General features: G+C 32.4%; 12 protein-coding genes. 4 read left to right on the forward strand and 8 right to left on the reverse strand.

The window, feature by feature from the left end; translation table 11 throughout:
• Nucleotides 1-64: 64 nt before the first annotated feature.
• Nucleotides 65-1,222, reverse strand: coding sequence for a metallophosphoesterase (locus tag NST77_RS09085; protein ID WP_171509649.1), 1,158 nt, complete (start codon nucleotides 1,220-1,222; stop codon nucleotides 65-67).
• Nucleotides 1,223-1,473: 251 nt separating this feature from the next.
• On the opposite strand from NST77_RS09085, the gene NST77_RS09090 reads away from it, so the two are divergent.
• Both NST77_RS09090 and NST77_RS09095 read left to right on the forward strand, forming a co-directional pair.
• Entirely contained in the window at nucleotides 1,474-2,409 is a 936-nt protein-coding gene (locus NST77_RS09090) for a helix-turn-helix domain-containing protein (RefSeq protein ID WP_123257730.1), read from the forward strand.
• A gap of 125 nt (nucleotides 2,410-2,534) precedes the next feature.
• Nucleotides 2,535-3,329 carry a Cof-type HAD-IIB family hydrolase gene (locus tag NST77_RS09095; protein ID WP_095328905.1) on the forward strand — a complete coding sequence of 265 codons (795 nt, stop codon included), beginning with the start codon at nucleotides 2,535-2,537 and terminating at the stop codon, nucleotides 3,327-3,329.
• Nucleotides 3,330-3,387: 58 nt separating this feature from the next.
• Here the strand turns inward: NST77_RS09095 and NST77_RS09100 are convergent, their stop codons facing one another.
• Complete coding sequence (locus NST77_RS09100; protein WP_095328906.1) at nucleotides 3,388-3,822, reverse strand: hypothetical protein; 435 nt, start codon at nucleotides 3,820-3,822, stop codon at nucleotides 3,388-3,390.
• A gap of 309 nt (nucleotides 3,823-4,131) precedes the next feature.
• Between NST77_RS09100 and NST77_RS09105 the strand changes: the two genes are divergently transcribed.
• Nucleotides 4,132-4,449 carry a thioredoxin family protein gene (locus NST77_RS09105; protein ID WP_095328907.1) on the forward strand — a complete coding sequence of 106 codons (318 nt, stop codon included), beginning with the start codon at nucleotides 4,132-4,134 and terminating at the stop codon, nucleotides 4,447-4,449.
• Nucleotides 4,450-4,688: 239 nt separating this feature from the next.
• On the opposite strand, the gene ppc is transcribed toward NST77_RS09105, so the two are convergent.
• The 4 genes from ppc to NST77_RS09125 form a co-directional block, all read right to left on the reverse strand.
• Nucleotides 4,689-7,451, reverse strand: coding sequence for a phosphoenolpyruvate carboxylase (gene ppc, locus NST77_RS09110; RefSeq protein WP_095328908.1), 2,763 nt, complete (start codon nucleotides 7,449-7,451; stop codon nucleotides 4,689-4,691).
• Nucleotides 7,452-7,908: 457 nt separating this feature from the next.
• Nucleotides 7,909-8,208, reverse strand: coding sequence for a heme biosynthesis protein HemY (locus NST77_RS09115; protein WP_061796239.1), 300 nt, complete (start codon nucleotides 8,206-8,208; stop codon nucleotides 7,909-7,911).
• Between the two features lie 241 nt (nucleotides 8,209-8,449).
• Nucleotides 8,450-8,830, reverse strand: coding sequence for a hypothetical protein (locus tag NST77_RS09120; protein WP_095328909.1), 381 nt, complete (start codon nucleotides 8,828-8,830; stop codon nucleotides 8,450-8,452).
• 184 nt (nucleotides 8,831-9,014) lie between these two features.
• Nucleotides 9,015-9,641, reverse strand: a complete 627-nt coding sequence (locus NST77_RS09125; RefSeq protein WP_095328910.1) for a YitT family protein — start codon at nucleotides 9,639-9,641, stop codon at nucleotides 9,015-9,017.
• Between the two features lie 226 nt (nucleotides 9,642-9,867).
• On the opposite strand from NST77_RS09125, the gene NST77_RS09130 reads away from it, so the two are divergent.
• Nucleotides 9,868-10,314, forward strand: a complete 447-nt coding sequence (locus NST77_RS09130; protein ID WP_047940607.1) for an Lrp/AsnC family transcriptional regulator — start codon at nucleotides 9,868-9,870, stop codon at nucleotides 10,312-10,314.
• An 88-nt stretch (nucleotides 10,315-10,402) separates the two neighbouring features.
• Here NST77_RS09130 and NST77_RS09135 read toward each other — a convergent pair whose 3' ends face one another.
• Nucleotides 10,403-11,182, reverse strand: coding sequence for an HAD family hydrolase (locus tag NST77_RS09135; RefSeq protein ID WP_095328911.1), 780 nt, complete (start codon nucleotides 11,180-11,182; stop codon nucleotides 10,403-10,405).
• Nucleotides 11,183-11,369: 187 nt separating this feature from the next.
• The gene (locus NST77_RS09140) at nucleotides 11,370-12,560 is read right to left on the reverse strand and encodes a class I SAM-dependent rRNA methyltransferase (RefSeq protein WP_163186816.1); all 1,191 of its coding nucleotides are present in this window, start codon (nucleotides 12,558-12,560) and stop codon (nucleotides 11,370-11,372) included.
• Nucleotides 12,561-12,562: the final 2 nt, after the last annotated feature.

The following is a 12,562-nucleotide window of genomic DNA, read 5'->3' on the forward strand; positions in this document are numbered from 1 at the left end:
TATAAAGCTGTTCCGTTCTTCCCTTCAACTTTATTGCCTGTATATTGAAATTTCTGCGAATATATTAATCAAAATGATTTAGTAATTGCTTACTGTTTATATACTCTAATGTATCTTGATGATATCGCGAAAGAATATATTCCAATTGCGGCATTGGGGAAACAATCGGTATTTTTTTGTTTTTTATAATCCTAATAATTGGTTTTGCAGTTGATTTTGAATCGACAATTGCCCATTTTCCTTTTTTCTTCTTAAGCGTTAAATCAATTATTCCAAGGTGATTTCCCCAGTTTCCTGCCTGGACCGTCGGTTTTCCATTAATTAATCCTTTTTCATGGTTAACACCTTTTGGTCCTTTTTCTCCTTTAACTGGAAAGATACCATGCGAGTGACCATAAAGAATAACATCTATTCCTTTGACTTTGCTAATATCTCTGACATTATTCCCTTGTTTTGGCCAATATTGATCAGAATATAAACCGGCATGCACTAAAGCAACAATTATATCTGCGCCAGCTTTTTTCATTTGTGGGACAATTTCTTCTGCTGTTTTTTGCATATTTTTTATGATAAGTTTATCTTCCAAATGCTCCTTGTCCCATACCCCGGTTATTGGAGTAATTAATCCTATGACACCCACCTTAATATTTTCCGTTTTTCCTTGATCATTTACTAATATTTTATCTAATAGTAGAAAAGGTTGAAAAAAATGAATATCATCTTGTTCATAACCATTATGATCATCTACATAAATATTGGCATTCGTATAGGGAAAATCTGCCCCTATTAGTGTATTTAACAAAAAATCTAATCCGAAATTGAACTCATGATTCCCTACCGTTGCCGCGTCATATCCCATTAAATTCATGCTCTTATAGGCTGGATGAATATCACTAGAATAAAACATCGGCGAACTTGCTACATATTCAGCAAGTGGACTTCCTTTTATTACATCCCCTACATCAAACAACATTGTATTTCTTTGTTCTTTTTTTGCCTGCAATATTAAACTTGCAACACGATTGTATCCATATTCAATCGTTTTCTTTTTCTCTTCGTAATTATAATCTAAAAGATAGGAATGAATATCCGTTGTTTCTAAAATTCGAAGTGAAAAGATAGATTCCTTGTGATTTTCATCAGAAGCTTTTGTAAGTAGAGGGTTGGCATGTATAAAAAGGATAAAAGTAATACAAATACTAACAAAGAATTTCTTTTTCATATGTAAGTCTCCCCTTTTCTCCGAGCACACCTTTCGATTGTCTTAGTTTATACATTTATGAACATACCTACACATAAATGAAGAAAGGAATTAATAATATCGTTTCCTAAATTAGAAAAAGTGGGAAATTTGTCAACTAATCAGAAGTTTTGATAGCTTTTGTCTTGTTGCAGGAAATTAATTCCCGCTTCTCTAAATACATACAGTAAAGATGGTCAATTAAATTGATTATTCAAAAGGAGAGAGAAAAAATGAAAGCATATACGATAGGTGAAGCATCAAAAAAACTGACGACAACGCCAACAATGCTAAAACAATGGGAAAAGGAATTTCAAGGAATTATCGTGATACCTAGAACCAAAACAGGAGCACGTATTTATACCGAAAAAGAAATAACCCTCCTACATGAGGTGAAAAATTTATATAAAGAGAAACGAAAAACAGCTGAAGTAAAAGAAACATTAACAATGCTCCTTAACAGACCTAAGAAAGAAAAGATTGTGGAAATAAAAGAAAAAAGCGAAAACACAACCATCGAATTGCTTCCTAAAAAGGGAGCTTTAGAACCTGTTGAGACGGCGAAATCACAAATTACAGAACAAAACTTTCGCTTATTACTTTCTTCCTTGGAAAATTATAAACAAGATTTTCTTGAAGAAGTGAAAGATGAAATTAGAAATGGGATTAAAACAGAGGTATTAGAAACGATCTCAAAGGAAATAAAAGCTGGTCATGAAGAAACAATTTCCCATATTACTAATACAGTAAAGGAAACGCAGACACAAACATACGAACATTTAGATGAATTTTCCGAACTTTTACATAAAAACGCAGAAACTACGACAACAAAATATGAAGAAATTCAAACGAAAATCAAAAAACTTTCCCAAATTTCGAAAGCTGAAAGAAAAACCTACTCGAAACAATGGACATCTAATGTTTCTTCCGCAAAAGAAATTAAATCAATGATTGAGCATCTCTCGAAATCAAATGAAGAGCTAAACAAAACAGTCGAGCAATTAAATGAAAATGATCAATATTTTATGGAAACATTGCAGCTAGAAAGAGAACAACTGAATAAAGAAATTAAACAAAGAGAAAGAAGTTTTCAAGAACTTGTACAAACATTTCGTCATGCCGCAGCTGCTCAAGAAAAAAGGAGATCCTGGTGGAAAATTTTCAAATAATGGATAACATTTAAATTCTGCTGAAAGAGTAGCCAAATAATTTCCCTTTTTGGTTACTCTTTTTCATTTGTCCTTTTTATATGGTAGTATGGTATTGAAGAAATGTAAATTTAATGGAGGTAAAAATGTCAATTACTTATAAAGTTTTGTTCCTAGATATTGATGGAACTATCTTAACACCAGAAGATACGATCCAAGATTCCACAAAAAAAGCGGTGCAATTAATGAAAGAAAAAGGATTAGAGGTCTTTTTAGCAACTGGAAGACCACTGCATGAAATATCACATATTGGAGAGACACTCGCCATAGAATCGTTTATCGGTTATAATGGCGCATATGCAATACATAATGGAAAAGATGTTTTTAGACAACCGATGAGTCCTGACTTGGTCACGAAATACTTAGACATTGCCAATGAAAAAGGAAATGAACTAATTTTATATACAAATACTCATAATTTACTTTCCCACCCTGAAGGGAAAATGACAAAACAATTTAGTGCAAAATTCCACTTAAAGCAAAATAGAGCTTTTACTCTAGATGAAAAAGCGAATATTCTAGGAATTACTATAATCAATTTAAGAGAGGAAGATATTTCACTATACGAAGATTTCCCTGATATCCACTTATCACAAGTTAATATCGATGGATTTAGACATTCCTATGATGTTATTAGTGATAAAGTAAATAAAGGGTTTGCTGTCTCCCTTATTTTAAAAAGATTAGGAATCGAGAAAGAAGCTTCTATTGCTTTTGGAGATGGCCTAAATGACAAAGAAATGCTCCAAGTAGTTGGAGAAGGATTCGCGATGGGGAATGCACATGAGTTGTTGTTTTCCTATGCTAAGCATACAACCACATCTGTTACCGATTCAGGTATTTACAATGGCTTAAAATGGCTTGGATTAATCGAAGAATAAGTAATCATTCCTTAACAAAAAGGATCAGTCTCCTAAAACGGAAACTGATCCTTTTTTGTTAAACTTCTGTACTTTCCTCATTTGCTTCTTTGTTCAGATGCTGTAATATTTTCTTATCAAAATATTCTTCATTCATTTTGTAGGAGATTTCAAATGCTGGAGTGCTGGCAAATTCTTTTTTTATCCAGAAAAAATTCTCTTCTTTTATTGGCTCTGTTAAATCAAGCATAATAGTGATTTCAAGAGAGATAAGATGTTTATTTTTTGTAATATTTACAGTTGGATTCGTACTTCTTGCTACTTTGTTTATCAACTTTTTGTTAAAAAGCATGGAAAAGTGAAGTTCGTTACCGCTTTTATTTTTCTTATTGACTTTTAGTAAATAGGAATCACCTAGATCTACTAATTTCTCTTTATCCATATTCTCTATTGCTAATATTAAGCGTATGTACGTATTTTCCACTGGTGAGATGTTTATTTTTGTTGAACTCATTTGTTACCTCCTCTTACTTGAAACCGCAAAATGAACCCTCTTTATCATATGACAACATTTCATTTATTATAACGAAATAAGGGGTCAAAAAATAACTGCATAAATATAAATTATAATGGCAATATCATATTGTTTGCATCCTTCATCTCCTACCTTGTATATTCTTATCTTTCTAACGTTATAATGCAAATAAAATGCTTAGAGAAAAGAATGCATTTTGGAGGAAAGAAATACGTTTCATGTGTATAATAAAAATTGTAGTAACTTTTCATAGTTATTTGGAATTTATTTAATGAGGAGCTTAAAGATATGAATGAAATTAAAACAGTAGAAACATTTGAGGAAATTATTAACAATGGTGATACAAATATTGTGAAGTTTTTTACCACTTGGTGTCCTGATTGTACAAGAATGGATATGTTCATTGGGGAAATCATGGAAGCAAATAATGACAAAAAATGGTATAGTTTAAATAAAGATGAGCTTCCTGAAATAGCTGAAAAGTATGATGTCATGGGAATTCCAAGTCTGTTAGTTTTTAAAGACGGTGAAAAAATTGGCCACTTACACAGCGCCAATGCCAAAACACCTGAACAGGTAGAAGAATTTTTAGCATCATATAAATAATTTTGGGAAATAAAAAGAGGAGTAATATTAATTTGTCCTCTCAGTTTATCAACAAAAGGGGAATCAGAATGTTTTCATTCTGATCCCCTTTTGTCATATATGAAAGCAAAACCCCTGTAGCGGAAACACCACTCCATTAGAAGAGGTTATACAAAAAAACCATAGACAAAACCTCGAATTTCAAGGAGTTTGTCTACAGTCTGAGATTAGACTCATCTTTTTTTCAGGCTATCCTCAAATCAGCCTGTATTTCGTAAACCAGCAGCGATACCATTAATGGTCAATAGAACTTGATTCAGTAATTCCTTGTCAAGAACTTCTTGTTCACGAAGCTGTTTAATTAAATCAACTTGGAAGAAATTCAATGGATCTACATATGGATTTCTTCTATAAACAGACTCTTGAATAGAAGGTGTGTGATCAAGTAATTCTTCTATACCAGTGATTTCTAATAAAATAGCTCTTGTCTTATCATATTCTTCTTTAATATTTTGATAAATCCGATTGCCGATTGCTTCATTTTCCACAAGAGAAGAATATTCTCTAGCAGTTGTTAAATCTGCCTTCATCAAGGCCATTTGTAAATTATCAATTGTCGAGTGGAAAAATGGCCACTTTGCATACATTTGTTTTAAAATTTCAATATTAGCTGGCTTTTGCTGAGCAAACTCTGTTAATCCAGTACCAGCAGCATACCAAGCGGGCAGAAGCTGTCTACTTTGAGTCCATGCAAAAACCCATGGAATAGCACGAAGATTCTCAAAAGTTGTTGTATTTTTTCTGCTCATTGGCCGTGAACCAATTTTTAAATTTCCTATTTCATTTAAAGGAGTTGCCTCTTTAAAATAAGTCATAAAATCAGGGTCATTAAAAACTAATGATTGATATTTTGCAAGCGCGATAGCAGATATTTCTTCCATGCAATCTTCCCAAAGATTTCTCTCTTCTTTATGTTCGCTAATATCCTTTGAAATATGAGCAATTGCCATGAGCAATGTAGAAGTTGCTTGCTCCAAGCTTCTAAAAGCAATATCTTCTAATAAATAGCGCGAGGATAATACTTCCCCTTGTTCCGTAATTTTTACGCCATCCCCTAATGTTTCACCTGGTTGAGATAGGATACTCTTATTCAACGGACCGCCGCCGCGACCAAGTGAACCACCACGACCATGGAAAAACTTCAAGCCGATTTGATAGTTACTAGCCATTTCGTGAATTTCACGCTGAGCTTTAAATAATTTCCAGTTTGCTGTTAATGTGCCACCGTCTTTACTGCCATCAGAATATCCTAGCATGATTTCCTGCTGGTCATTATGTTGTCTTAAATGTTCTCGATAAACCGGCATGCGGAATAATGTTTCAATAATCTTAGGTCCCGCGATTAAATCATCAATTGTTTCTAATAATGGTGCTACATTTAAGTGACTTTCTACGGTTCCATCCGCATGCAGTCGATAAATTCCAGCTTCTTTTGCTAATACAAGTACTTCAAGAATATCGCTTGGCGACTGGGTCATACTGATTAAATAAACATTAATAGCTCGTTCTCCAAATTTCTTATGTGCTTCTCTAATCATGTTAAATGTGCTAATCATTTCCTGTGTTTCATTTGAATAATCTTCGTTTAATAAAAGAATAGGACGAGGGTCATTCAAAACAGATTCAAGAATTCTTATTTTTTCATTTTCTGGTAAATTTTTATAATTATCTGTTATGCCAACTTTACGCAGAATCTCATCTATAGCTGCCTCATGCTCTCCACTATGATTACGAATATCCAGAGTTGCTAAATGAAAACCGAACAATTGCACTTGTCGAATTAATTTTTGTAAATCTTTTTGCTGATGGGCTTTTGGTTGATGCAAGGCGAAGCTTTCTTGAATTAAATATAAATCTTCAAGTAGCTCTTCTGCCTTCACATAGCCTTTTTCAGATTTGCCATATTCTTTTAATCTTTCTAAAATAATTGAAAATTTCCGGCGATAAACTTCTTTTTCAACTGGCCATTTCTTTTCTGGTGTAAGATATAGTTGTTCTTCCTCCATAATTGTCTGAATAAGCTTTGAACTAACCTTAACACGATTAGTAGAATGACTGAATCTCTTCATCAATTCATCTACTGCATGAATGTATTTTTGGATGACTAATTCATTTTGTTTATGCAGTGTTTGCCATGTAACATCAGGTGTTACATTTGGGTTACCATCTCGGTCTCCACCAATCCAAGAACCAAACCATAAGAAATTAGGTACTTTCCATTCGAAATTAGGATAGTTTTCATCCAGTGCATCCTGAACCTCTTGATGGATTTCTGGCAATACATCAAATAATGTTTGCTCAAAATAATAAAGACCATTTCTAACTTCATCCATTACGGTAGGACGCTCTTGCCGTAATTCATCTGTCTGCCACATGATTGTTATCTCTTCAAAGAGATCATCGTTTAAATGCTGTCTCTCTTTCTTCGTCAACATTGGGTTATCAAGTTGTTTTAAGATATTAGCAATTCTCTTTTGCGATTCTAAAATCGTACGTTTTGTTGATTCTGTTGGATGTGCTGTAATAATAAGTTCAAGTGAAAGAGTATTTAAGACTTCTTGAATGGTCTCTTCAGATAAATTCTTTTGTTTAAATGCCATGATTGCACGATCAATGGAATATGGCTGTACACCTTTTTCTTGACTTAGCTGATATTCTCTTCTACGACGTATACGATGATTTAACTCAGCAACATTCACCAAATGAAAATATTTCGAAAATGCTCGAATAACTTGTCTGCGAACTGGCTTATCTAGTCTTTCCATTTCGAACTTTAATTGGTTATATGTATGTTCATTATTCGTTTCCCGCAGTTCTTTTGCTAATTTACGAATTATTTCTACCTTGTCTAATAATTCTTGGCCACCATGGTGGATAAGTACCTCACCAAGAATATTACCAAGGTGTTTCACATCTTTTCGTAAAGGTAAACTGCTCTCATTTCCTTTTATCGTTGTTGTCATTAGATTACCATCCCTTAATCTAAATTTTTTAACATAAATACTTTATTACCATTAATCCTATCATTATTCTTTTAAAAATTCATTAACAAAAATCGATAATTAATAGATAGATAAGATAGATCTTTAAGAAATCATCTATTTTTTATATTAATCATACAACAATTAACTTCCATTGGATTTTTTTGTAAATTTCCTGGTAGATTTATGGGAACATATGAGACCTAAATATTATTTTTTCTTGATTCTCATCATTTATGTCATTTAAAGTATATAGCCTAAAAAATGAAATATGTAAACCTAAATGCTCTGTTACACTTAAAAGTGACGGATTAAATACAGAACAACTTTCATTTAGGAGTTAATTATAACATATAACAATCAGTATGGAAATATCTCATTTAAAATGAGGACAAAAGCAAATATAAAAAAACAGGAAGTGTTTCCACTTCCTGTTTTTTTAATGATGATGTTGTTCTTTTGATGGATTATAAATAGTGAATCCTGGCTGTGGAACATGGAAATATTGAATCCAAACACCATCCAAGAAATCTGCATCTCTTGTATCTAATAAAATAGGAATATCTTTATCAGACTGCACCACTTCATCATGTTCTGTCTTCTTGTCCAATTTTAAATCGTAATGTGCATGGTTTCCATGATTCTCTGTTATGTATACACGAATCATTTCTCCTTCTTCAGCCTTTTCTAACATTTGATTAAGTACTTTAACAGCGTGTCTGTTTATTTTGACTTTCATCTAATAATCCTCCTAAGCGAACATTTGCCTTCTTCATAATACTATCCCATTGTAATCTTCTAGAAAGACGTTTGCAAATATTCAAGACTTTATGTTTGAATTAATTCATTTTTTCTGTTTCTTTTGTAAAAAATCTCCTTGGCTCTTTCATAGGATTTACTAGATTGTTTCGCTATCCGTTTATAAAAATAAAAAAGCAATCCAATTTATCTACATGGATTACTCTTGAAAATTTATATAATCAAATCAACGCAAGCTCATTTTGAATGGATTTTAAATCATTAAGCTCCTTGGCAAAAAGCTCAAATTGCTCTTTATTTAAGCCATCTAACGATTCATTTACTTTATATTCTAAATAATTCATTCTTAATTCCATATCCATTAAGGAAGTAATCTTTTTATTCGCAATAAACTCTTCTATTTCATCGATAAACATGAAGAAACTATAGTCATTTACCATAACAAGCAGTAGCCAGCCAAGCGAATCAACGTATTTTTTTTCTTCAGTAATGGTAATGATATCCCCTTTATGTAAATCAAGAATGAATGTATGTTCAGGTCTAGGACAGGTACATTCGATCATATATTGAAATGGAGCTAAAACAATGAAATCATTTTTCATTATATCTTACACCTTCCTATTCATTTCGTTATTTGTTTACATTTTAAATGAAAATGATTATCACTGTCAATTATTTTTCCTTATTATAATATTGAATATAAAGAATATCCTTTTTATTATAACAAAAAACAACCCTCTAACTCCCCTCTTTCATATGAAGGAGGGGAGTTAGGGGTTCCTATTGTTAAACAGATTGTGTTTCAACCACAGAGTTAACTTTTTCGATATTAGCATTACTCGTATTTCTTTTAGCTATTTTTTCCTTAAACGTACTCATCATAAACGAAATGATAAATACTGACACAATGCTGTAAAGACCTCTAATTAATCCTACACTGTACAAGCCAATTAAAATAACAATTGAATCAAAAATAAAATTTGTTTTTCCCATATTCCAATTTAATTGTTTTTGAAGCGTAATAGACAGAATTTGTGCTCCCCCTAAAGACGAACCATTCATAAACAAAATAATAGTTCCTATTCCAATAATAAAGCCACCGATGATAGACCCTAGTAGGGAATATAGAGCGAGCGGCGGTAGAATGATGGATAATAAATAGGAAAATAAAGTAACTAAGGATACAGCTAAGATGGTGGATAACGTAAATTTCTTCCCCATTTTAAAGTAGGATAAAATATAAAACGGTATGTTTATTAAAGTAAATAAGATGGAAAATGAAATAGGTAATAAGTAAGAGATACTTAATGCGAGTCCTGCTGTTCCACCAGTAACAATTGCTGACCCTTTTAATAAAAACAGACCGAATGATGTAATTAAACAACCAAACATCATTACAATTATTTTTCTCAATGCCACACACTCCTATAGTAATCATGATAAGCGGAAGATAAACGAGGATTTATCGGTGAAATCCTAAAAATTTGTGATTTTAGGGTGGAATTCTTACATATATAATGATAGAATATATCGAAGTGTTTTTACATACCAATATGAATGTAATTACCTTGTACTTCCTCTATTTCGCATAAATATATGCATCATTACATTCATTTTGCAAAAAGGAGTATTCATTAAAATGGATAAGGTTGACATACAACTACTAAAAATTTTACAAGAAGATGCCAGAATTACGGTTAGTGATTTATCCAAAAAATTAGCTTTGAGTCGCCCGAGTGTTTCGGAAAGATTATTAAGATTGCAAGAAAAGGGGATAATTTTAGAATTCAGCGCCCGAATTTCACCTGCAAAGTTGGGGAGAGAAACGCTTTTATACATTCAAATCAGTGAACTAAAAGAAGAACCACATGCATTTGAGGAATTTATTAAAACAGAAGCAGATATTATTGAATGCCATCGTGTAACCGGTACTGTCAGTTATATTATTAAAGCAGCTGTTTCTGGAATTGACGGAATGAGAAACTTGGTCGACCGCTTAATTCCTTATGGCACTATTAATACTTCCGTCATCTTAGCTTCACCTGTTCCTTTTAGACATATATTACCTAACGAACAATCACAATGAACAATCACAATAATGAATTAAAAAATGAAAAGACTAGTCGTCATAAGAGGCAAAATGTCTCCAATGATCACTAGTCTTTTCTTCTTTCTTAATCTAATAAAGCGAATAATTCTTCAAGGTGATGTATTTCATATGTGGGCAGTACATCCTGCTTTGCAGCCTTTTCGCGATTAATCCAAACGGACTTTATTCCCGCCCGATTAGCCCCTAAAATATCTGTCATTAAATTATCTCCCACCATTAAGCATTCAGTTTTATCTACACCTATTAAAGAAACAGCATGCTCAAAGATAGAAGGATCAGGCTTACCTTTGCCAAAATCGCCAGAAATTACAATATGATCAAAATAAGGAGAAATTTCTGGTGTAATAGATAGCTTAGTATTTTGCAAATGAGGCGATCCATTTGTTAATAATAACAATGAGTATTTACCCTTTAATTGATTAAGGACAGAAAATGTTTCTTCATATACGTAAGGAGATGTCTTTCTGTTTTCTGGAAAAGCTTCCGCTAATTCTTCGCCAAATTCGGGATCATCAATTCCGAGTGCTAGTAATCCTTTTGTCCATGCATCTTTCCTGTAAACCGGGATAATCTCTCTCATTATTGGGAAAGAAGCATGTTCTTCAAGAAATTCTCCCCAAAGTCCTTCAAAGGGATTAATCCCGATCATTTTCGTAAATTCATATGTATCATAACCTTCATATAAAGCTCTGGCTTCCTTCCGCACAGCTTCTTCTAAACGTACAGGAGAAATTTTATATTTTTCTTCTGCCAATTTACATGTTTTAAAAAAAGCTTCTTGTACACTTTTTTTATCCCATAGTAGTGTATCATCCAAATCAAAAATAATTGCTTTAATTGTCATTTTTCCGTTCTCCTTTTAAACAAAAAATATTTTATTCAAAGCATAGCCAAGCAAAAGGAATCTTTCTCTATAAGATTACAAGTGTTTTTAAACCACGTAAACCCTTCTTTTTCATAAAAAAGGACTTTGCTATTGAACAGCAAAATCCTTCTTTGATATTTCAAATCGAAAATAATATTCTAAGATATCACTTTAGTTTTTTTATAAAAACAACTTTTAAATAATTACTTTCTGTTACTTCTTTAATATTCGCAAAATCGGCAGGTAAACCAAATTGTTCAACTATTTGATATGTTTCTTTCTGATGATGAAAGGCAGCATCAATAAATCCCTTAAACTTCTTTATATCAAAGGTTGCACAATTAGTGGAAGCGACAATAATTCCGCCATTATTGGTTATGGCAATTGCTTCTTTAAGTAAATTAGTATAGTCTTTTGCTGCGCGAAAAGTATGCTTTTTTGAACGTGCGAAACTAGGAGGATCTAGAATGACCATATCAAAGCTTAGTTGTTTCTTCACTGCGTATTTAAAATAGTGAAAAACATCTTCTACGATAATTTTTTGACTCGATAAGTCAATATCATTTAACAGAAAATTATCTGCCGTTTTCTGCTTGCTTCTATTTGCCAAATCAACACTAGTAGTCGATAAACTACCACCAACAGCTGCCGCAACCGAAAAAGCCCCTGTATAAGAAAAAGTATTTAGAACATTTTTCCCTTTTGCATATTGATCTCGAATTGTTTTACGAACATCTTTTTGATCTAAAAAGATTCCTGTCATCGCACCTTCATTCAAGTTTACTGCGTATTTAATCCCATTTTCTAAAATAGTAAGGGGGAAATCAGCTTTTTTCCCAACCACAAAATCATCGTCTTCCATATATGTTCCATTATCATCGAATCTTTTTTTCTCATAGATTCCGTCTATTTCTAATAATCGCTGCAACGATTCAACAATCCAGCTTTTATATTTATAAATGCCAATACTGTACCATTGGATTAACAGATAATTTTGGTAAAGATCAACAGAAAAGCCTCCGATTCCATCGCCTTCCCCATTAAAGATCCGAAATGCTGTCGTTTCAGGATCCTTAAAATAGGCTACTCTTTTATCAATTGCTTTTTTTAATCGATTTTCAAAAAAAGAATCATCAATAGGAATGTTTCTTTCTCTTGTCAAAATCCAACCAATTCCTTTATTTTGAATGGCATAATATCCTCTGCCAATAAATTTGTTTTTCTTTGTTACAACATCTATTATTTGCCCTTCTTCAAGAGAAATATTAGCTTTTATAGCTTCTTTATAAATTAAGGGATTTCCATTTAATAAATTTTTCTCAAATGGTGTTTCAATTTGTACTGTTACGATTTCCATTT

Origin of the sequence: Niallia sp. FSL W8-0177 (assembly GCF_038006285.1) — a bacterium.
Lineage (GTDB): Bacteria > Bacillota > Bacilli > Bacillales > Cytobacillaceae > Niallia > Niallia circulans_A.